This window comes from Nitritalea halalkaliphila LW7 (assembly GCF_000265075.1).
GTDB lineage: Bacteria > Bacteroidota > Bacteroidia > Cytophagales > Cyclobacteriaceae > Nitritalea > Nitritalea halalkaliphila.
On the sequence record NZ_AJYA01000004.1, the window covers coordinates 1 to 20,236 of the forward strand.

Annotated in this window: 21 protein-coding genes; 7 read left to right on the plus strand and 14 right to left on the minus strand. The window is 49.1% G+C overall.

What is annotated here, in order from left to right; genetic code table 11:
- The coding region (locus A3SI_RS02065; protein ID WP_156810122.1) for a tyrosine-type recombinase/integrase at positions 1–886 on the minus strand (886 nt) is incomplete at its 3' end.
- 282 nt (positions 887–1,168) lie between these two features.
- Between A3SI_RS02065 and A3SI_RS02075 the strand changes: the two genes are divergently transcribed.
- Complete coding sequence (locus tag A3SI_RS02075; protein ID WP_009053417.1) at positions 1,169–2,611, plus strand: ligand-binding sensor domain-containing protein; 1,443 nt, start codon at positions 1,169–1,171, stop codon at positions 2,609–2,611.
- Positions 2,612–2,835: 224 nt separating this feature from the next.
- Positions 2,836–3,249, plus strand: a complete 414-nt coding sequence (gene tnpA, locus A3SI_RS23085; RefSeq protein WP_394330343.1) for an IS66 family insertion sequence element accessory protein TnpA — start codon at positions 2,836–2,838, stop codon at positions 3,247–3,249.
- Here tnpA and A3SI_RS22040 read toward each other — a convergent pair.
- The 3 genes from A3SI_RS22040 to A3SI_RS02090 are packed head-to-tail and all read right to left on the minus strand — an operon-like array spanning position 3,140 to position 7,281.
- Positions 3,140–4,564, minus strand: coding sequence for a DEAD/DEAH box helicase family protein (locus tag A3SI_RS22040; RefSeq protein WP_316929043.1), 1,425 nt, complete (start codon positions 4,562–4,564; stop codon positions 3,140–3,142). The two genes, tnpA and A3SI_RS22040, sit on opposite strands and share 110 nt — an antisense overlap.
- Positions 4,477–5,598 carry a DEAD/DEAH box helicase gene (locus A3SI_RS22045; protein WP_316929044.1) on the minus strand — a complete coding sequence of 374 codons (1,122 nt, stop codon included), beginning with the start codon at positions 5,596–5,598 and terminating at the stop codon, positions 4,477–4,479. Before A3SI_RS22045 ends, A3SI_RS22040 begins: the two co-directional genes overlap by 88 nt.
- 60 nt (positions 5,599–5,658) lie before the next feature.
- Positions 5,659–7,281, minus strand: coding sequence for an ATP-dependent DNA ligase (locus A3SI_RS02090; protein WP_009053419.1), 1,623 nt, complete (start codon positions 7,279–7,281; stop codon positions 5,659–5,661).
- A gap of 416 nt (positions 7,282–7,697) precedes the next feature.
- Between A3SI_RS02090 and A3SI_RS02095 the strand changes: the two genes are divergently transcribed.
- Positions 7,698–8,108 carry a helix-turn-helix domain-containing protein gene (locus tag A3SI_RS02095; RefSeq protein ID WP_009053420.1) on the plus strand — a complete coding sequence of 137 codons (411 nt, stop codon included), beginning with the start codon at positions 7,698–7,700 and terminating at the stop codon, positions 8,106–8,108.
- A 318-nt stretch (positions 8,109–8,426) separates the two neighbouring features.
- On the opposite strand, the gene A3SI_RS02100 is transcribed toward A3SI_RS02095, so the two are convergent.
- From A3SI_RS02100 to A3SI_RS02125, 7 genes are all read right to left on the minus strand, one after another.
- Positions 8,427–9,593: a DUF4221 family protein gene (locus tag A3SI_RS02100; RefSeq protein WP_009053421.1), complete on the minus strand. Its 1,167-nt coding sequence runs from the start codon at positions 9,591–9,593 to the stop codon at positions 8,427–8,429.
- A 113-nt stretch (positions 9,594–9,706) separates the two neighbouring features.
- A complete protein-coding gene (locus A3SI_RS02105; RefSeq protein ID WP_009053422.1) occupies positions 9,707–10,840 on the minus strand; it encodes a DUF4221 family protein in 1,134 nt (377 codons plus the stop codon).
- A gap of 266 nt (positions 10,841–11,106) precedes the next feature.
- Positions 11,107–11,322 carry an Abi family protein gene (locus tag A3SI_RS02110; RefSeq protein ID WP_238531556.1) on the minus strand — a complete coding sequence of 72 codons (216 nt, stop codon included), beginning with the start codon at positions 11,320–11,322 and terminating at the stop codon, positions 11,107–11,109.
- Entirely contained in the window at positions 11,222–11,506 is a 285-nt protein-coding gene (locus A3SI_RS20020; protein WP_238531557.1) for a hypothetical protein, read from the minus strand. Before A3SI_RS20020 ends, A3SI_RS02110 begins: the two co-directional genes overlap by 101 nt.
- Positions 11,503–12,510: a virulence RhuM family protein gene (locus A3SI_RS02115; RefSeq protein ID WP_009053423.1), complete on the minus strand. Its 1,008-nt coding sequence runs from the start codon at positions 12,508–12,510 to the stop codon at positions 11,503–11,505. The genes A3SI_RS20020 and A3SI_RS02115 overlap by 4 nt, the downstream gene beginning before the upstream one ends.
- Complete coding sequence (locus A3SI_RS19560) at positions 12,507–12,914, minus strand: type I restriction-modification system subunit M N-terminal domain-containing protein (protein ID WP_238531555.1); 408 nt, start codon at positions 12,912–12,914, stop codon at positions 12,507–12,509. The genes A3SI_RS02115 and A3SI_RS19560 overlap by 4 nt, the downstream gene beginning before the upstream one ends.
- 504 nt (positions 12,915–13,418) lie before the next feature.
- Positions 13,419–14,819, minus strand: coding sequence for a serine hydrolase domain-containing protein (locus tag A3SI_RS02125; protein WP_009053425.1), 1,401 nt, complete (start codon positions 14,817–14,819; stop codon positions 13,419–13,421).
- 110 nt (positions 14,820–14,929) lie between these two features.
- Between A3SI_RS02125 and A3SI_RS02130 the strand changes: the two genes are divergently transcribed.
- Both A3SI_RS02130 and A3SI_RS02135 read left to right on the plus strand, forming a co-directional pair.
- The gene (locus tag A3SI_RS02130) at positions 14,930–15,346 is read left to right on the plus strand and encodes a hypothetical protein (protein ID WP_009053426.1); all 417 of its coding nucleotides are present in this window, start codon (positions 14,930–14,932) and stop codon (positions 15,344–15,346) included.
- Positions 15,347–15,452: 106 nt separating this feature from the next.
- Complete coding sequence (locus A3SI_RS02135) at positions 15,453–15,902, plus strand: hypothetical protein (RefSeq protein WP_040669835.1); 450 nt, start codon at positions 15,453–15,455, stop codon at positions 15,900–15,902.
- A 47-nt stretch (positions 15,903–15,949) separates the two neighbouring features.
- Here A3SI_RS02135 and A3SI_RS16945 read toward each other — a convergent pair whose 3' ends face one another.
- The gene (locus A3SI_RS16945) at positions 15,950–16,681 is read right to left on the minus strand and encodes a hypothetical protein (protein WP_009053428.1); all 732 of its coding nucleotides are present in this window, start codon (positions 16,679–16,681) and stop codon (positions 15,950–15,952) included.
- Positions 16,682–16,798: 117 nt separating this feature from the next.
- On the opposite strand from A3SI_RS16945, the gene A3SI_RS02145 reads away from it, so the two are divergent.
- Positions 16,799–17,326 (plus strand): HEAT repeat domain-containing protein, encoded by a 528-nt coding sequence (locus tag A3SI_RS02145; RefSeq protein WP_009053429.1) that lies wholly within the window; start codon positions 16,799–16,801, stop codon positions 17,324–17,326.
- Between the two features lie 56 nt (positions 17,327–17,382).
- The gene (locus A3SI_RS02150; protein ID WP_009053430.1) at positions 17,383–18,003 is read left to right on the plus strand and encodes a hypothetical protein; all 621 of its coding nucleotides are present in this window, start codon (positions 17,383–17,385) and stop codon (positions 18,001–18,003) included.
- A 62-nt stretch (positions 18,004–18,065) separates the two neighbouring features.
- Here the strand turns inward: A3SI_RS02150 and hrpB are convergent, their stop codons facing one another.
- A complete protein-coding gene (hrpB, locus tag A3SI_RS02155; RefSeq protein ID WP_050977318.1) occupies positions 18,066–20,030 on the minus strand; it encodes an ATP-dependent helicase HrpB in 1,965 nt (654 codons plus the stop codon).
- A partial coding sequence (locus A3SI_RS19280; RefSeq protein ID WP_162098402.1) for a hypothetical protein occupies positions 19,922–20,236 on the minus strand: 315 nt, incomplete at its 5' end. The genes hrpB and A3SI_RS19280, both read right to left, overlap by 109 nt.

Consider the following 20,236-nt stretch of genomic DNA (forward strand, 5'->3'; position numbering starts at 1 on the left):
TTGATGCCTGACAGGGACTGGGAAAGAAACAGTCAGTTTCCATGGACCAAAGACCAAGGTCGAACGAGGGACGATGAAGTAAGTTTACTCCCTGGCACGKCTGCTTGGTCAGGTGGAGATAGATCATGGTAGTCTCTATCTTGGAATGTCCGAGAAGCTGCTTGATGGTATGTATATCTGTCCCTGCATCGAGAAGGTGTGTGGCAAAGGAATGCCTGATTGAATGTGCAGAAAAACCATACTGTTCAAAGCCTGCCTGATTCATGGCCATGCGGATGGCATGTTGTATTGATCGGTCGTTCATGGCTTTGCCCGGGTTCTGTCCTTCAAAGAGAAAGATTTTCGGCCTGTGTACCCTGTAATATGCTTCGAGTAGAGGAAGCACAGCAGCAGGAAGGATGGTAAACCTGTCCCTACTGCCTTTTCCGGCCACAACTTTGAGCTGCATGTCTGTCCGAGAAATATGTTTCATTTCCAAGAATCGAAGTTCGCTCAACCTGATCCCTGTTCCATAGAACAAAGCAATGATGGCTTTATGCTTGATATTGGTTGTGGATTGGATTACATGGCTGATCTGTTCTTGGGTTAGAATCTCTGGAAGTCTGAACTCCTTTCGGGGATAGAGGGCGTGAGGCACTACGTAGGGAGAAGGCAAAATGTGTTTAAAAAAGAAGCTGCAGCTCTGGGCTGTCATCCTACATTTATGCCTTCCCACGCCATGTTCTTTTTTGATGTAGTTGATGTAGGAGGCGATGTGATCCTGTGTGAGCTGTTCAGGATTGAGATGGTTGTAGTAGGCAAAAATATAGCGCATCTCGGCCATATAGTTGCGGATGGTCATGGGAGAATATGCCTTGGCCTCAAGGAAAGAAGCCAGCTTATTCAAATACCATTGGGCGGAATCATTGAGGGCTACGGTGCCCAGCGTGTTTTTTTTGAGTTTTCATGATGAAAGATTTTGATATGACTAAAAATAAGCAGAATTTAGGTAAATCGCTCACCCGTAGGGTGTCAGTTCAACAGCACCTACCCAAAAGTGGCGGTTCAGTGGTTATATCAAGCTTTGTGCATCTATCAAAGTTTCTGCTTGGTTGACAGTGAAGTGCTCCGAAATCCCCCACCGCAGCAAGCGACAAACCGTTATGGCACATTATAAAAAACGACACGAATGAAAAGAACATTGACAATTCTAATTTTTACTTTTTCGCTTTCAACAGCTTTTGGACAACATTTATACCCCGAGAAGTTTGAAGGCTGTCAATTAAGTAGGTTCTGCTTAGACTGTGGAGAAACCAAAGCTCAACCGCCCAATTCCTTTGCAGATGAAATTTTAAAAAATTTAGATTCTAAATCCCTTAAAAAAATTTCAGGAAGTATTTTAATTCAAGTAATTGTGGACACTTTAGGAGCACCCTGTTTACTAAGCGCAAAAAATGAATCGAATATTAAAACTGAAAAGCTGAACTTAAAATCAGCTATTGATAAAACAAGTAAATGGAACCCAGCAATAAGTAAAGAGAATATAGAAAAGGCTTCTGTTTCACTAAAACTAATATTTGAAAATAATAGACTTTCAATTGAACGTGTTGTGTTTGATTTTAACAAAAACACAAATATGAAGTCAGTTGGAACGCCTGAGGTTAAAGGTTCAAAATCTTCAAAACTGATCTATAGTTGGACAGTGTTTAATCAACAGAACTCGGACTTACCTTGGGATACGTCAAGAGCAGCAGTTACAGACAATGATAATATTCTATGGTTTGGGACAGATAACGGTATTGTGAAGTATGAAAACGAAACAATGGAAGTATTTACTTGTAAAAACACTCCTTTAAAATCAGAAAAATACAATAAGGACAGAACTACTTCAATAAGATATGCTGCTAGTGATAGGGAAAATAATAAATGGTTTATTGCAGGTTGGGATGTATATAAATATGATGGTGCAACTTGGACAGTTTATGACTCACTAAATTCTCCAATAAATTGGGCAAGAAAAATATTTGTGGACAATTCCAATAATGTATGGTTCTCCTCTTGGGATGGTATCAGCAAGTTTGATGGCGAAAAATGGTTAGTAATAGATACCACAAACTCCGAAATTCCTTCAAATAAAGCACTTGGTGTTTTTGTTGACAGTAAAGAACAAATTTGGATTGGAACATTTGACGGTAACATTAAAATTGACAAGACCAATACCACAAAATTTGAGAATAGTGATACTCCATTGAAAAGTGGGTTTATATCTAAAATGCAAGAAGACAAACAAGGAAATTTGTGGTTTTCGCTTTACAGCCAAGATAAATCAAAGGCAGGAATGTTTCTTTTAAGTAATGACAATAAGTGGGCTTCAATACGACCGAAAGACTCTGAACTGTTTTCTAAAAACGATATAAATGACTTTCTTTTAGACGAAGAAAAACAGATTTTATGGATTGCTCTTAATAGTGTTGGACTTGTAATGTATGACCTAAAAAATGATGCTTGGGAAGTTTATACACCTGAAAATTCAAGTGTTCCAAGTATACACGTGATGCAATTGACAAAAGACAAAGACGGAATAATTTGGGCGGCAACCTTTGCAGGAATAATTAAATTGAACGAAAAATAACGTGCCCTAACATATAAGGGCTAAACCGAAGTGGAGCGCAGCGGAATTTCGGAATTAGCCCCTGTTGACAGAGGCGTAGCGGGGTTGAGCGGAGATCTAGCTATGGGGATTAAAAGTTTGGAGTGGTTCCTGATGGTTAAAAAATCTGGTTTTTTAGAGGTGTTTTGTATCCCTTCGACGAACCCCATATTTTCTGTAGGCGAGGGATTTTGTAGTCTTGCGGGATGGAAAGAAGAGATAAAGCGTTTTACCAGGAACTTTACCGGGAATGGCTTAGCTCTGGTTTAAAGAAGTCTGTGTTTGCTGCAAACCGTGGGATTAATCGAGCTACGTTCTACTACTGGTGCAAAAAGCTAGAAGTAGTAAGTGAGCCGATTCCCGAGCCATTCACAAGCTTTAAGCGCTTTGCAGCTTTAGCTCCAGGGGTAGAGCAACAGCCTTTTTTGAATTCACCTTACCGAAATTGGTGCAGTTGTATTTACCGATCACAAACCGCTAACATCGCATCTGGTGGAAACTCCGATGTACTCACTCCTCAATTAACGCCGCCCGCATTTTTACGATGCGGTCTTCTAAACTTTCACTACTCAGTGTGGCACGCAAACGATCCACCAAGATGGGAAAAGAAAATGGCGTAAACTGCCCCGGACGCTTGAGCATAATCCGCTTCCCGTTGATCCGCTGCAGCGCCGCCCGCACCTGATCCTCCGAGACAGCCACAGACATTACCTCTCGTCGTGCTTGCTCTAACAACAAATTATCGGGATCATAGGTCTCAAACACACTGTAAAGGAGACCCGAGTGGCTTTGCAAATGCTTAAACGTCGCCGTCTTGCCCGGAAAACCCTGGAAAATCAAGCCCGCAATCGTCGCCACATCCCGGAATTTGCGCTTCGCCATCTCACTCTCATTGATACAGGCGGCCAAGTCCTCCTCCAACCCTTCCATCCGAAACAGATCCTCTTCTAAATACGACTCAATCGGCAGGGCCGCATCCGAAAGCAACTCAAACCCATAATCGTTCATCGCGATGCTAAAAGTCAGCGGCATACTCACGCTAAGGCGATAGGCCACGAGCGCAGCCAAAATCTCATGCACCATCCGCCCCTCGAAGGGATAAAAATAAATGTGATCGCCCTCCTTCGTCCGCTGGTGTTCGATAAGCAGCGTCTGGCGGTCGGGGACCAAAGAAAGCTTTTGCTGCAGCCGCAGCAAGGGCTCCAAATAACGCGTCTCCTCCTGACGGTAAATGCCCCGCGACACCTCATCTAAGGTATCCTTTATCTTCTCCGAAAGCCGCGACGTAAGGGAAATCCGCCCCCCCATATAACTGGGGATATTTGACGTCTTAGCCGAAGAACGCTTCACCAGCGCCTGCATGTCTTTGAGTTGTACAAACTCCAAACTGCGCCCCGCAAAGAAAAACTTGTCCCCAGGCTTTAACTTGCTGATAAAATACTCCTCGATCATGCCGATAAATCCCCCCGTCTTAAAACGGACCTTTACCATGGGATCCGACACGATCGTCCCCATCGAGAGGCGATGCCGCATGGCCGTGCGCTTATCCTTAATGAGCAGCCGCCCCTGCCCATCCTCCTGCACCTTCGAAAACTCTGCATAGCCCTGCAGCGCTTCCCCGCCCTGCGTGATAAAGCGCAGGATCCAGGCATAAGCCTTGGGGTCTAATTGCCGAAAGGCAAAAGTCTGACGCAGACAGGGGTACAGCTCCTCCGGCCGAAAGCCACCTCCCACGGCCAGGGTCAGCAAAAACTGGATCAGCACATCGTAGGTGAGTTGAGGCCCCGGCAATGTTTCGATCTCACCCTCCCGAATGGCATCCCGCAGCGCTGCAGCCTCCAAGAGCTCTAAGGCATGAGTGGGCACAAAGTAAATTTCGCTGGCCACCCCCGGACGATGCCCCGAACGACCTGCACGCTGGAGAAAACGGGCCACGCCTTTTGGCTCCCAATCTGAATCACCGCTTCCACCGGGCGAAAATCCACACCCAAGTCCAAGGAGGAAGTGCAGACCACCAGCCGCAGCCGCGCACCATGCAGCTGCTCTTCCACCCAAGCGCGCACCTCCCGATCGAGGGAGCCATGATGCACCGCCACCAGCCCCGCCCAGTCCGGCCGCAGCTCCATCAGCTTCTGGTACCAAATCTCGCTTTGGGCCCGGGTGTTCGTGAACAGCAAAACCGTCCGGTACCGCTCGATCAGCGGAATGACACGGTCGATCAACTTGATGCCCAGATGCCCTGCCCAAGGGTACTTTTCCAGCTCCTCCGGATAAATCGTGTGCATATCCAACTGCTTATTGATCTGCGCCCGCACCAGCGTACCCGATTGACTTCCGTTCAATATCCACATCGCCTCCTCCAGATTGCCTACCGTAGCGGAAATGCCCCAGGTCTGGAGCTGCGGGCAGCAAAAGGCCTTCAGGTAAGCCAGCGCCAACTGGATTTGTACCCCTCGTTTATTGCCCATCAGCTCGTGCCATTCATCCACGATCACTGCTTCCAGGTTCGCAAAAAACTTTTGATGGTTGGCCTGCGAGAGCAAGAGGTGCACCGTCTCGGGCGTGGTGACCAGACACTCCGGCGGCCGCTTCTTTTGGGCCTGCTTCACGCTGCTGCTGCTGTCCCCGTTCCGCACTTCCACCCGCCAGGGGAAGTCCAGATCGCTGCAGACCCGCTGCATCGCCAGCTGAATATCTTGGCCCAGCGCACGTAAGGGGGTGATCCAAAGGACCTTCAAGCCCTGCTCGGCACTCTTCTCGGGGTTTTGATCCCACTGCACCTTATGCCGCAGTAGGGCAGGCATCCACAGCGCATAGGTCTTACCACTCCCCGTAGGCGCATTCAGCAGGCCCGACTCCCCACGGAGATAGGCCCGCCAGGTTTCAAGCTGGAATGGAAAGGGCTCCCAATTTTTTTCACGGAAATAGGCGGTGCCTGCGGCAAGGGCCGCGTCGATAACTTGCGTCATAGGGCGAAAATACGATAAGAATGGGGTAAATGGAAGGGCATTGGAACCAGCAGGGCGGGCTCAGGGCTTGCCTGGCGGAGGAGCGTCGGCTTCCTGGTAGTGCGCCAGCAGGGCCTGCAAGTCCTCCAGGGTATTGGCCTCCTCTTTCGGCTTATCCCGCCGCCAGCGCTGAATACGCGGAAAGCGCAGGGCGATCCCCGACTTGTGGCGCGGACTTTCCTGGATACCCTCGAAGGCGATCTCAAACACCAGTTCCGGCTTGACCGTTCGCACAGGCCCGAAGCGCTCCCGTGTATTTTTCTTCACGAAGCGATCCACCTCGCGCATTTCAGCATCGGTGAGCCCGGAATAAGCCTTGGCGAAGGGCACCAGATTTTCCCCTTGCCAGACGGCTAACGTGTAATCGGAGTAGAGGTCCGCCCGTCGGCCATGGCCTTTTTGTGCATAAAGCAGCACTCCATCGATGGTTAGCGGCGCCACCTTCCACTTCCACCAGCTGCCGCGCTTGCGTCCGGTTTCGTAGGCGCTGTCTTTTCGTTTCAGCATAAACCCTTCTGCCAGGTAGCTGCGGGCCTCTTGGCGCAGCCGATCGATGGCCTCCCAGTCACTGCCCTGCACGAGGCGGGAGAGGGGAAAATGCGCCGAGGGGTGCGCCGCATGCAAGGCCTCCAACTGCGCCCTCCGTTCCGCCAGTGGCCGGCTCCGCAGCTCTTGGCCAGCGGCCTCCAAGAGATCATAGGCCATAAAAGCCACTGGAGCCTCCTTTAACAGCTTTTTACTGACCGTTTTTCTGCCGATGCGGGTTTGTAGAAGCGAAAAGGGGAGGGGTGCGCCCTGCGCAAAGGCCAGGATCTCGCCATCCAATACGGTGCCATCGGGCAATCCTTCCGCCATCTGGAGGATCTCCGGAAATTTGTCGCTGATCAGCTCCTCGCCGCGCGACCAAAGCGAGATCAGGCCTTCCCGTTTGATCAGTTGCCCACGGATGCCGTCCCATTTCCATTCGATAAGAAAGTCCTCGGGGCTGCCGAGCTGCGCGGGATCCTCTTCCAGCGGATGAGCCAGGAAGAAAGGGTAGGGCTTCGACAGGGCATCGGCGGCCTTGGGGGCCAAAATCAAGTCTTCGAAGCTAATGCGATCCGGATCCCAGTCCCCCATTAGGCGATGGACCACTTCCGCCTTCTCCAGCTGGAAGGTCTTCGCCACCGCTTGCGCCACGAGGTTGGCCGAAACCCCTACGCGAAAGCCGCCTGTGATCAATTTATTAAACACGAAGCAGTCCGTTTTAGCCAGTTGCGCCCATGCCTGCAGGATAAAGGTCTTTTTTTCTTCCTCAGGCTGTGGGCGGATGGCATTCAGCGCTTGGATCCATTCGGCGAGGGAGCGCTCTGTCTGCGTTTGCGCTTGCAGGGGCAGGAGGAGGGTGATGGTTTCGGCCAGGTCGCCCACCACTTGGTAGGATTCTTCGAAGAGCCAGGGGGGGATTTGTGCCACCTCATAGCACCAGGTGCGGAGTAGGGCAGTGGGCACTTGCCGTTTAGGCCGGCGGTGGTTAAAGAGTGCGAGGGCCCAGACCTTATCGGGGTCGGGCGCTTCGGAGAAGAACTGCTGCAGCGCCTGGACTTTATCGCTGGTTTTATTACTGGTATTTAGGGCTTGTATAAGTACAGAAAAGGCATGCATGAAGGGGCCGAGTAGGTTTGGTTTTCTACTTGCATGTAACCACTGTGGGGGGATATAGGTTTAGTAGCCTTCCTTTTTCCGCAGAAAAGCCCTTAATCCTGATGATATCCGTCGATACGCGATGGCGCCTATCCAGCTGTTTGCATGACTTCCTTAAATTTGGTCGATTGCTCATTTCCAGCCCTTCGGTCACTTCTTCTCCGATAACGATAAATCCATCCGCAGGCACGATATAATAAGCCCAAGGGCTTAATGCATGATTTATAATGCACTAATTACCTTAATTGGCTTTAATGAATGACTAACCATTCATGGATTAATAATTATAAAATTAATGCTGATTTTGTAGGATAACTCATTCACTAAGATATAAAAGTGACTTTATGACGGATAGATCATTTAAAAACTGGGCATCCATGAGCGACAAAGCAATCGCTGAGTACATTGGAACATTTGTAAAGCACCAACGTCTGGAGCAGAATAAAACGCAGGATGAGTTGGCATCTGCAGCCGGTATCAGTCGATCTACCTTAAGCTTACTGGAGCGCGGTGAAACGGTAATGCTGGCATACGATATTTGTCACGCATACAAACCCGGAAGCGAATGGGTGAGTCAGCATGCATTGAGTATTAACGGCAAGAGAAAGGGCATAACGAAAGCAGATTTGCTGGTTATTGGGGAATCCATACGGTGTAAAAAAGCATCGGAGATCGTTGACGAAATTAACGAAACCGTCAAACAATGGAAAAGATTTGCGGATGAAGTAAAAGTGAAACCAAGCTTGCGAGATGAGATAGCCAAAACTCTTTTAGACTTAAAAAAATGAGATGTAGAGGCAAGGCATGTGAAATAGTTGGCGCAAAAGAGGTGTCCGGTCAACGCATTACCTGCATCAGAGGTAGTATGTAACGTATTTTGCGCAGCGCCCAAAGTCGACCATGCTGCTAATAGCAAAGTGAGTTAAAAAAACAGTCTCGTACTATCCTGTGAACTACCCCGATGGTTCGTTTAAAAAGAAAGCAAACGAACACAAACGAACATTAAAAAGAAAGGAAAAGAAACCAAACGAAAGTGAAAATTCCGAAAAAGAAAGAAATCGAAAGCGAAATCGAAAAAAAACGAAAGCGGGGATTAAAAAATATCCCTAATCCCCGAAATCAAAGCGGATACGCTGAAAACCGAGCTCATCGTCGATATTAATTTCAGACCAGAGCATGCCGTCCTTAACGATACTGCGTCGTGGCACAAAGGGCATACCTGCTAGTTCAGATTCCGCCACAAGCTCAAAATCCGAATTTAAAACTGTCAAATAAACACGATAAGTGTATTTTTTGGCATTTTCCACCTCGGGCAAATAGGCGGGATTTTTATGCACCGTATACGAAAGACGATAGTATAAGGAACGTTCAGCATCCCAAAGAGGGGGAAGAAAATTAATTTCTCCATGAATTTGCTCCCAGAGATCCTCCATTTCCTTCTTACTACTCACCTCCTTAGGATAACCGCCTTTTTTCTGTGCGGCGGTGAGGGTGGGACGATAACTGACTCTGCGCATGCTATCTGTCAATAAATCAAACACAAAAAGATCCGCATAGGTGCTGTTACTGAAAATAACCTGATGACCCACACGCTGCAATTTCTTGTCCGAACCTTGGACCTCTATCAAATCATCACTGCGTAACATCAGGGTATAGTCTGGAAGTGTTTCTATCTCCGGTAGCACCACCTTATGGCGAACCCGCTGCTCGTTATCGGTGAGCACGAGTGCAAAAGTGCCGGAAAACCAATCCTGCACCAGACCCACATATTTCGTTTCATTCGCATAGACGATCGGATTATGGTCATACTCTTGCCCCAAATCTTGGGCATCCCCCGCATAAGATTCGGCCTGCACACGAAAATCTTTCAACTTTTTACCTGCTTTGGAAAAGTAACCCCTTGCACCGAAACTGGCGATCAAAAACCCCTCTTCATAACAGTTCAGGGAGTGCACAAAGGTATTTCCTACACCATCCGGCCCTTCTTTTTCAAAGCGGTATTGATTCCTAAGGGCCAAAGCGTCTAAATCGATTTCATTAATTAACGCGTTATCTGGATCCCAGAAATATAGAAAGCGCTTGTCCTCCGAGAGGTCTGAAACGAAGAGTCCATATTTTAAATTAAGGATTTCATCTCCCGGATCCACCATCACGGTATCCAAAGAAAAGGATATCGTGCCAAATGTTTGCTCTGACGTGGATGCAGTAGGCCCGCAGGAGAAGAGCAGCAGCGCTGCTAAAAGGCAAAAGCAGAAATAGCGCAAGTGACGCATAAAGAAAGGAGGTTATTAGGCAAGTAAAATGCAAAAAAGTAACCTCACTTACAAACCATTAAGGTTTTTTAACCCATCCTATCGAAGACCAGAGATATATTTGCATACAGCTCTTAGTGCATGAGATCTATTAAATTTACCCGTACGTAGCCTACAAAATCATCGGATTCGTTCTGAAGCATCTTGACATACATGCCAGTAGGGGTGAAAAAGGCCTGGGAGGAGAGACGCGCCCCGTCAAACTTTAGCTCGGCCAGTAGTGTCAACTGGGGATCGAACACCAATAAACGACTGTCGCGCCGCACCAGATTTTCCTGCCGCTCCTCCGAAACGAGCACGTGGCGTAGCACAAGCGAACGATAGCGGTCTTCTTGCAAAGCACCATACCGACTACTTTCGGGATCATTTATAAAGTACATCATGTCTCCCTGTTCCACGGCTTTCCCCCTGAGGAACTTCAACTTTGCAGCGGAAGCTGCAAAAACCCATTCTTTTCCCTCTTTTCCGATGCGCAGCAAAGAATCCGAAGCTGGAAAGGAAATTACATGCTTCCCGGTGGTCTCCTGATAGAGATTGAAAAAAGTGCCTAGCTCGACATCATCGGTAAAGTCCTCGTATACTGTTGGAAACGTAAAGGTCTCTAAGGGCCGGAGACTATCTCTTAGCATATCTGCCTCCCAGATCCAAGGCTGGGGCCGAAGGCTTTCCTCCTTTAGTATAAAAGGAACACGCGGTAAAACAACAGACTGCTTGGCCGAATCAAAATACATGTTTTGACCCTTAAGCGTATTAAAAAGACTGTGAGGCAAGTTGCTCTCAGCGGGAAAGGGGATTCGCTTAAGCACCTTACCTGAATAATTCAGTTGAATGAGCTCTTTTGGGCTGTTTAAAACAAAGAAAAAATCAGGGGTAAACAGAGCGCCGTAACTAAAAGGACCGATACCATCAGGCCCTTCCTTTTCCAAAACCGTTTTGCGGATAGACCCAAAGGCAGGGTAGGGGACTTGAAGCAGTTTTCCATTTTCTAAAGCAAAGAGGGCCGCTGCCTCAGGAACATAATGGAACTTGGCCGGCAACTGTGCCGTCTCAGCGTCTTTTTCGAGATAAACTGTATCTTGTATAAAATCAGTCAAATCACCGAAATACACTTTTCGCTTTTCTCGGGCTTCCTTTGGAGCGCAAGCGAGGAGAAGAAAAAATGGAAGCAAACAGGCCCAGCCAAGTAAAAAGGAGTTACCGTATTTCATACACCCAAGCTACATAAAAAATAGCGGAAATACTGCTGCTTTTCTTTTCACGTGGATAAATGGTCTAGCCCACTATTATCTCCTCCTTAACCAACCGGAACTGTATGGCCGAGATGCCTTATAGTTTCGCCTGTTTCAATCACCTCAATTTCGACCCAAAGGCTGTAGCTATATCGAGCCTACGGAGTCTACGGAAGGGTGCGCCGTTATCGGAGGAGAGGTAACTGAAGCACTGGAAATGAAGCCTGCAGCGTTTTCGTTACACGCTACATCTGCAAGCGATACGCGAAACCAAACGGTGAGGGCATCGAGATGGGTGAGGCCATCACGTATGCCAACTCTCGGTGGGCTTTTGATGTTTTGTTGGGCCAATCGTATTTGTTACTGATCACCCTGTTCCAGAGCCTGCCATGATGCGCTATGATATTCCGTATAAGGGTGATGGTGATCAGCCAGCTGCTCAGGTACTTTTGATTGTACAGGCCGAATTCTTTGGCGATGGTATTTTTTTCCGGTAATTGATGAATGAGATTCCGGTCCTGCTTTTGGGGTGGTTCCGCTTCCAATAATCTCAAAACACCAACTTAACCTCTTCACTTCCCAATGACCTGGAATCTCCCCAACCCATTCAATACCTGAGTCTTTGTATGAATCGTATTTTTTCATTTGCCTTTTTTCACTTTTTCTTCCAGGCGTTTCAGTTCTTCCAGATCTGCTTCATCGGCTTCGCTGGCTTCGGTGGCCTTTCGTCTTTCATCAAATAAAGCATAGATTTTCCGCACTTGTTTTTCCATCGCGGCATTGGAGATACTGCCGGCATCCCTCAACACATTTTTATCTTGAAACTCCAGAATTTTGTCCACATTCTCCCGCCAAAACAGCATGGTGAGTTCTTTGCGGTTTTTGGCTCTCAGTTCAGCACTTTCCAGAAACAATACGACCAAGCGATTAAGGGTGTCAATCTCATCGTGGGTGAGGTAATTTTTAGCTATAAAAATATCCTGTTTACGAACGATGCTTCCTTTCCAAGAGGTAAGGTTCATGTTGGGCTGCGTTGCATCTGCTCTTGAAACAATAATTTCGGCAGCCGTTTTCCCGGTCACGGCATAGAGCAGCTTGTTTTGGGTCTCGGCAAAAAACATTTGGGTGGCCTTGTCCGTGGCATCATAATCGCTGCTGAGGGCAAAAAGATCACGTACTTTTTGATAAAACCGTTTTTCAGAAGCGCGTATATCACGGATGCGCTCCAGTAATTCATCAAAATAGTCCGGGCGGCCATCCGGGTTTTTCAGCCGCTCATCATCCATCACAAAACCTTTGATCATGTATTCTTTCAGGTTTTGATTGGCCCACTGCCGGAACTGAGTCCCTCGCTTACTTCTCACCCTGAAACCGATCGCCAGAATCATCTCCAAAGCATAAAATGTCACCTGATATTGCTTACCGTCTGCAGCAGTTGTTAAGTAATTCTTAACAACTGAATCTTTTTTTAACTCATTTTCCTTCAGTATGTTAGATATATGCATACTGATGTTGGGTTTAGAGGTGTCAAAAAGTTCAGCCAACTGATTCTGATTCATCCATACGGAACCGTCTTTGGCATAGAGTGCTAAAGAAGCCTTGCCATCAGCCGTATGGTAGATAATGATATTTCCCTTGTCCTCGCTCATTCCAATACCTTTTTCTCCGTTTTCAAAACTTTTTCTTCAAAAGCCAAAATATCTGCTTTAATCTCAGCCAGTGGCCTTAACGGCTTAAACTCATAGAAATACTTGGTGAAATTGATTTCATAACCAATTTTGGTTTTGTTTTCATCTACCCACCCTTCCGGAAAATGAGGCAGCACTTCGGTTTCAAAGTATTCTTCGATGGTCTGAGGAACGAGCTTGCCGTCCTCGTCTTTTTTCAGGAAAGGTATATTTTCTTGGCTTCTGTTGTGGAAGTTGAAACCGGCAATTTTATTCCATGCCAAGTCTTTTGCTCCCTCTTTAAGTGCTTTAACCTTTGGGTAGTAATCAAGCACTTTCTGTTTGGTAGGTTCCAGCACGCAGTCCAATCTTCTTAATACTGTCATTGGCAAGATGACCTTTCCATAATCTAACTACTTATAGTCGCCTCTCAGCAAGTCAGCCACTCTCCAAATCAGGTCAGCTTTTTCTTTAAAATTCTTCAATTATTGTCTTTTATCCTTTGTCAAAGTTATTATTCTGTTTTGGTCGAGCGTTGGCAAAAATTCAAGCTCTTTTGGTTTTTTAACGTTTGCCTGTGTGTGTCGGCAAAACCAACTGTGCTTGAATATGCGCTGGCTGTCTTTTCACACTGACCGGTAATATCAAGAAACCCGTAACTGCCTAGCCAATTGCGGTTTATTGCGTTTATTTTCATTTGGTTCGAATAATATAAAAGCAATTTCCCGAATTTACAATTTAAAATTTAATCTGAACTAAGGGCTTTTTAGCTGGAAAACCCCCTTTAAGAGGGGTCATCGATATCATACAGGATAACGCTCCCTACATAGAAATTATAGATAATCGAGCGCATATCCCTTTAGGTCTCCTTATTTAGGAAACGCCTACCCCTAATCCGTAATTTTTTCGAAAAGCAACTCTACGCTGCCTTGGTACAACATAAACTGTCCCGCTTCCGGCTGGAAAACCAAGGTAATGCCTGCGGGCTCAAACTTAAAGATGTGCCCCTCGTAAGCCTCCATCGGAATGCTGCTTTGGCCCGTGGCCTGTGTAAAGAGCGTGCCTGCTTCGGCCGTCACCGTAATGGCAAGGGGAAAGTTTTCACTCCCGTAAACACCCACGTAGGCCTGTAGCTCCTGCTGGCTGGGCTTGATTTTACGCTCTACCTCGATGGGCTCCCGATAAAGGGCGCGCCGCATCGGGCGAACGGGCAGGGTAGTGCTCGGCAGGCTATTGTTGGAAAGTAAAATAAGGGTTTTGTCCGTATCCAAGTGCCGCTCTAAGTAGGTGGTAAAGCCAGCCCAACCCCCTGCGTGAAAAGCGATTTTTCCGAAGGTGGGGTCCTCTTCCACGAACCAGCCGAAGCCATAAGGATGTCGGGTGCCGTCGGCTGTACGTGCTGCAGTGTAGAGCAGCTCGCGGTTAGCAGGCGTGAGAAAATCCGCCTCACGCAGGGCCCGATCCCAGCGGTACAGGTCTCCCACCGTGCTGCTCACCATCCCATCTCCTACGATGCCATCCAGAAAATAAGTGAAAAATTCTTTACCCAGCTCCGCCGTCGTCACCTTCTCTCCATCGGTGTCCATCCCATACCCTAGAGCCATGTCTGGAATTTCTTTTGGTGCGTAAAAACGCTGATACACCGTGGTTTGGGCCATGCCCAAAGGCTTAAACAACTCCTCTTCCAAAAAATCACCAAAGGAGCGGCCAGAAACCCGTTCGATGACGGAGGCCAGCAAAACATAGCCTGTATTGCTGTACGCAAAATCCGTTCCTGGAGGAAAATCAAGGGGCACTTGCTGCTCCGCAAAATACTGGATCAGCGTTTCATTCGTTATAAACTCCACATCCGGTGCCGACTCTCCAAGGCGCTCGATATAATCCGGAATGCCACTGGTGTGCTGAATCAACTGGAGCAGGGTGACGTCTTCATAAAAGGCGAGTTCCGGAAGAAAGTCCGCTACGGCTTGCGTGTAGTCCAGTTTCCCTTGCTGCTGCAGCAGCACGATGCCCATCGCCGTAAACTGCTTGGACACGGAGGCCAACTCAAACCGTGTATCCGCCGTCAGGGGACGCCGCTGCGGCTCTTCTGCCCAGCCAAAACTCCTTTGGTAAACGATTTCTCCCTTTTCGATCAGCAGGACGTTCCCATTAAAGGCCTCTACTTCCAGTAGATTCGCAAATAAACTATCGAGCGTGGCCGTGGGAAAAGGGTCTTGGGCAAGCAATGGCTGCTGCATCAGCAGGAAAATGCCCAGTAGGCACGTGAGTGGCGAGGGAAAAAGGCGCATGTGTAAAAGAGAAATAACACTTATTCTATACAAAAGATAAAATTACCGCCAAAAGATAAACCAACCAAAAAATACGCCAACATTCTCCGCCGTGGGGAGGTTGATAGCCTATGGAAGCATACGCCACCTTCACCCCCTTGGCCGGAGGAATCGTCTTGATCCGTTTTACGGGTGCCACAGGGACGAAAGAAAATTTCGAAAACTACCTCCAAGAGACCCTTGCGCTCTATTCAGAGAAACAGCCACTTTGCCTGTTGTTTGACGCCAGTCAAGCGAGTATTCCAGGCGCTGCCCTCCAAAAAATGCAGGCGGACTGGTTGAAAACCCATGAAGCGCTGATGCAGTGTTACTGTCGGGGGACAGCTTATGTCATTCGCAACACCCTGGTGCGGACAGTTTTGAAAGCGATTTTTGCGCTTCAGCGCCAGCCGGTCCCGTATGCCCTCTTCAAGACGAATGAAGAGGCCCTGACTTGGTGCACACAGCGCATGGAAGCGGACTCCTCAGAGGAAATGAGCACTTCTTAAAGCGAAATCTTTAGGAGGAAAAGGACTTTTGGCAGGGATTTTGGACCTTAATTTTGTAAATTACGTACACATTTTAAAAAAGTGTTCCATTTTAAAACCCAAAACCATGCAAACAAACTCTTTTTCGCAAGTTGGGGTGTGGCTCGACCAAGCCAAAGCCCGCATCTTTAAATATGAAAATGGTCAGGCGGAACTGTATGAAATCGTGGACTCCCCAGTGGAAACCGTTAAGCGCATTCCTGGAGAGGAGCCCGACACCACCCGCTTCAGCACGAATAATGAGCACATTTCCAACAATGAATACCGGAAAAATAACATCACTCAAAACGAAATCAATGAGTATCTGAAACTGCTAGAGCAGAAGTTGATGCCCTACGAGGATATTTTGATCTTCGGACCAGGCAAATTCAAGGATCAGTTTATAAACCACATAAAGGACAACAAGAGCTTTGGCAAGAAATGGATCGCTGTGGAATCAGCCGATCAGATGACTGCCAATCAGCTGCTAGCCTTTGTACGCGATTTCTTTAACAAGGCCGTTCCGGATAGGCCTTAGTCCTTAAGCAAAAGCCTTTTAGGCCGACTACAGGTGCCTTTCAGGATTTACCAGTCCTCGTCTTCCTCATCCAAAGAGGTGGACGAGGATTTTTTTTGCTCCTTGGCGTCCGCTTGCAAAGTGGCAGGAAGCGCATCGACGGCATTTTCGCCCAGAAGCTTCGTGCTGCCTCCATTTCCGGAGAGGCCCAGCGTGTCCGCATGGGCAGGAAAGTACCTCAGTTCCGGGTAGCGGGCTTGCGCCCAAATGTCGGTTAAAAAGGCAAAGCCCGGTTTTTCCACCGTATCGTCCAGCAGCCTGATGCGCGGATCCTCCTTTACGAAACTTGCGCCCTGCGCAAAAAAATGCGGCAGTAGCAAGGCAGAGCAGTGAAAGGCTATGCGATCTACTCGGTACTCCGCCTCGTATTCTGCCATGCGGGCGTGAATTTCGCGTAAAAAGCGCTGCGTTTCGGCTAGGCGAATGCGGGAGCCCGCGCGCGACTTCCCTTTAGTTTTCAGGTGTTTGAGTTGGCTCTTCCCCTGCTTTTTACGCACCATGTAGGCACGAAATACTTTGTGGTCGAGCAGCGTATCGTCGGCATAGAAAGCCGTAAGTGCCTGTCCGGACTGGATGTAGCAGATGGCCACGTGTATGTCGCGCTCTTGGCGCAGCTCGAGTCCATCCCAAGACTGGGCGATTCCAGGGCGCAGCTTAGCCAGGCGCTGCTGCCCTGATAGACCTCTAAGAGCATACCTTTTGGAGGACGCAGCAGGGACAGCTCCTCCTGCATTTTCCACAGCTTCACCAGCTTCAGGGCCTCTAATTCCGCGATCCGAATCCTATCCATAGGCAGTAAAGATACCAAAAATAGTGCTGGGGAATTCAGGCGAAAGACCTACCTTTGTAAAAAAAAGATGCGAGATCTATCCTACTATATCGCTAAAATCACCGATCCTGAAGAGGAGGAAGCTTATTTTTATGCCGACAGAATCGGGCAGCTGGGTACACCGGAAGCCCTGGAGGCGATGGTAGAACTGCTGCACCAAGAAGACGAGGCCCTACAGTATCTGGCTGCACGTGCACTGAGTGGGATGGAAGAAAATGCCGCTGCCCTGGAGCCGCTGATGACCCTGATCTTAGCCCCCGAAAATCGGCAGCGGAATGGAGCACTGGTGGAAGCCTTAGAAGGATTCGACCTGAGCGAGCACTTTGTAGAAGTGGTGCGGATTTATTTGTTCGGAAATTTTAAGGCTAGCCGCTTGGCCAAAAACTATTTGGATTATACCGATTTTTCGATTAGTCCAAGAATGATTAAAAAAGCCAAAAAACACCTCAGCCACTTCTTAAATAACAGCAATCAGACTTTGGCCGATGAGGCCGAAAAAGCCGCCGAAGTCAGCGCCATCATCGCCGAATTAGAGGACATGTTCCGGGAGGATTAAAACAAATTAAAACCATGGGGGGTTAAGATGCAGATCATCCTCACCTATAACTACCTATGGATCAGATTGAAGACTTCTTAACCGACTTTGGCTTTAGCTACGATAAAGATATAGAGGCTTTTACGAAGCCTACAGCACATGGACGGCAGGTGGTGCTGCACCATCACATTAAAAGTGACTCGTACAGCTACCTGGAATTTCACCTGGGCATCCGCATAAAAGAGGTGGAAGAGACCATTTATACTTTCCTGCCCAGCTTTCACCAGTACCGCCAAAAGAGCTTTACGTATATCAGCCCGCTGGATCATGTGGATGCACAGATGCCTCGGCGGCAGTTTATCAATCACCCCGGAGAGCTGGCCTTGCATTACGACAAGTTCGAGCGCTTCATGGTGTATCAGGGCTTTCGCTGGCTCGATCGGCATGAGGACCCTGAGGTGCTGACGCCGATTTTTTTAGATAAAATCCACCTCAATTTGCAGATGCAGGCCTATGTCAACAAGGCCTGCCGTGCACTGACCCTGGCGGCCATGTGCGCACCCGAGGATTTCCACCGAGTGAAAGAGCAGTACTTGGAGCAGCTCAAACGCAACAGGACTCCCGTCATTCAGCTTAAGCAGTTCGATTCCCTGCATAAGCACCTGACGGAGAAGTATTTTCTCTATGAGGTGCGGTAATCCCCTAAAATTCAAGCGACTATTATAAAATTTTAGCCCCTGTAAGCGCTACAGGGGCTTTGTTATTTTTGTACCCGTGGCTTGGCTCCTCGCATAGGCACCGCCTGCAGGGGATCCTCTGGCCATGCATGCTTGGGATAGCGCTGCCGCAGTTCTTTTCGAACCTCGAAATAGGTCTCCGACCAAAAGCTCCTTAGGTCCTTGGTCAGCTGCACGGGTTTAAAGCCCGGCGAGAGCAGCTCCAGCACCAAAGGCAATTTCCCATCCAAGAGCGTCGGGGTCTCTAGCTGCCCAAACATTTCCTGCAGCCGCACACGCAGATGTGGGGCCTCTCCATCTTCCCGATAGGTGAGGGGAATGGCCGCCCCCGTGGGCACGACGATGGCCTTTGGCGCCAGCCGATCCAGCGCCTCCAGCTGCTCATACGGAAGCCAAGCGCTCAGTACCTGTTCCAGTGCTATCGCCTGCAGGCCCTTTAGGTCGCGCACCTGAATTAGGTAGGGGCGCAACCAATCCAAGTCGCCCGCCAGCAGGGTATCCGGCCGCAAGTCGGGCCACGTGTCCCCCTCCTGACAGCGCAGAAAATAGAGACGCAGAATAAACTGCATGACCTGCTCGTCCCAGTTGAGTAGGGCTTTCCCCCGCTTACGCAGCTCAGGGAGAAGCACTTCCCACACCTCATCATCGCTGTAATCCGCAGTAGGCGTACGTTTTAACTCGATGGCGCCTAGGCGCAAAACCTGATGCCCCTGCACCTTTTCTTCTTCACGATTCCACTGCATCCGCTTACTCTCCCGCAGAAAATCTTTGAGGTCTGCCGGATTTAGTGGAGCCGCAGAGAAGACTTTGCCCACACGCTCCCGAGGATTTACCTCTCCGATGGCCAGCCAAGACTGAAAGGCCATGTCATCATGCCCGGGGATTTGGGCTAAGGTCCCATTCGCCAGCTGAAAGTGTCCCTTTCGCTGCGGTAGCTGACAGGCGATCCGCTCAGGAAAGGCGTAGGCTAGAAGCAGGCCGACTTGATAGGGATCGGGTGCCGCTGTAGCTGTTTTTACCCCCAAGTGTCGTGCGTACTGCTGGGCGATTTTTTCTAATTTGCTGAAGCCTTTCAGGCCATCCGCTCTTTTTTGGCTGCGCAGGCGGTACCAGGCCTCTAGACGCAGCGTAAGGTCCACGCTTCCCAGCTGCGGAAGGGGATCTTTTTCTTCCAATAAAGCCGCCAAATCCACGCCCAGCGCGCCGATGCCCAGCCGCCTTGCCTGTAGCAGGAGCTGTGCCAGTCGGGGAGGGGCCGGTACGGCTAAAAGTTGGCGCCCATGTGGGGTCAACCGCGTGCCTTTTACCGCTTCCCAGGCCTCTAGCAACTCCCAGGCTTGGTAAATGGCTTTTTTCGGCGGGGGGCTCAGCCAAGGCAAACTGAAGGGATCTTGCACCCCAAAGTCCAATAACAAGAGGAGCAGGGCACTCAAGTCTGCGGTTTCGATTTCCGGCTGGCGAAAGGCCTGCATCCGCATTTCACTGGCCTTCGACCAAAGCCGGTAGCAGTGCCCTGGTCCCAGTCGGCCAGCTCTTCCCGTACGCTGCGTGGCAGCATCTAAAGAGACAGGCACTGTCACCAGTCGATTAAGTCCAGACTGCCCGTCATAGACCGCCTGCCGATTTCGGCCCCCGTCGATTACGATGCTGACGCCTTCGATGGTCAGAGAGGTCTCGGCGATGCTGGTGGCCACCACGATTTTTCTTTTGCCCCCCGGATGTGGCAGGAGAGTCTGCTGCTGTGCAGCCCAGTTCATCATGCCATACAGGGGCTTTATGGCCACTTCTTGGCGGTTTACTTCAGTAGTTAAAGCGCTACAACAGGCCTCTATTTCGGCTTTGCCGGGTAAAAAAATCAGGATGTCTCCTGCATGCTCCCTCAGGGCACGAAGCGCAGTAGCCGCAGCTGCCTGTGGCAAAAGCTCCGGAGCCACATCGCCGACATACCGGATGTCCACTGGATACATACGACCCGGAACATCGAGCACGGGGCATCCAGCAGGGAGGAAAGTGCCTGAAAGTCCATGGAGGCTGACATGAGCAGGAGCCTTAAATCAGGCCGTAGGAGCTGCTGCGCCTCACGGCAAAGCGCCATGGCCAGATCGGCTTGCAGATTGCGCTCATGGAATTCATCGAAAATCACCAAGYCGATGTCAATTTCCAGTGCATTGTCCGCCTGCACATTCTCCCTAAA

Bases quoted from the DNA above. Each gene is read 5' to 3' on its own strand.
- A3SI_RS02125 (WP_009053425.1), bottom strand. From the start codon at position 14,819: ATGCGCCTTTTTCCCTCGCCACTCACGTGCCTACTGGGCATTTTCCTG.
- A3SI_RS02100 (WP_009053421.1), bottom strand. From the start codon at position 9,593: ATGCGTCACTTGCGCTATTTCTGCTTTTGCCTTTTAGCAGCGCTGCTG.
- A3SI_RS19560 (WP_238531555.1), bottom strand. From the start codon at position 12,914: ATGACAGTATTAAGAAGATTGGACTGCGTGCTGGAACCTACCAAACAG.
- A3SI_RS20020 (WP_238531557.1), bottom strand. From the start codon at position 11,506: ATGAAAAAATACGATTCATACAAAGACTCAGGTATTGAATGGGTTGGG.
- A3SI_RS02095 (WP_009053420.1), top strand. From the start codon at position 7,698: ATGAGCGACAAAGCAATCGCTGAGTACATTGGAACATTTGTAAAGCAC.
- A3SI_RS02090 (WP_009053419.1), bottom strand. From the start codon at position 7,281: ATGCATGCCTTTTCTGTACTTATACAAGCCCTAAATACCAGTAATAAA.
- A3SI_RS02135 (WP_040669835.1), top strand. From the start codon at position 15,453: ATGCAAACAAACTCTTTTTCGCAAGTTGGGGTGTGGCTCGACCAAGCC.
- A3SI_RS02075 (WP_009053417.1), top strand. From the start codon at position 1,169: ATGAAAAGAACATTGACAATTCTAATTTTTACTTTTTCGCTTTCAACA.
- A3SI_RS02130 (WP_009053426.1), top strand. From the start codon at position 14,930: ATGGAAGCATACGCCACCTTCACCCCCTTGGCCGGAGGAATCGTCTTG.
- A3SI_RS02150 (WP_009053430.1), top strand. From the start codon at position 17,383: ATGGATCAGATTGAAGACTTCTTAACCGACTTTGGCTTTAGCTACGAT.
- A3SI_RS02105 (WP_009053422.1), bottom strand. From the start codon at position 10,840: ATGAAATACGGTAACTCCTTTTTACTTGGCTGGGCCTGTTTGCTTCCA.
- tnpA (WP_394330343.1), top strand. From the start codon at position 2,836: ATGGAAAGAAGAGATAAAGCGTTTTACCAGGAACTTTACCGGGAATGG.
- A3SI_RS02115 (WP_009053423.1), bottom strand. From the start codon at position 12,510: ATGAGCGAGGACAAGGGAAATATCATTATCTACCATACGGCTGATGGC.
- A3SI_RS02145 (WP_009053429.1), top strand. From the start codon at position 16,799: ATGCGAGATCTATCCTACTATATCGCTAAAATCACCGATCCTGAAGAG.
- A3SI_RS22045 (WP_316929044.1), bottom strand. From the start codon at position 5,598: ATGACGCAAGTTATCGACGCGGCCCTTGCCGCAGGCACCGCCTATTTC.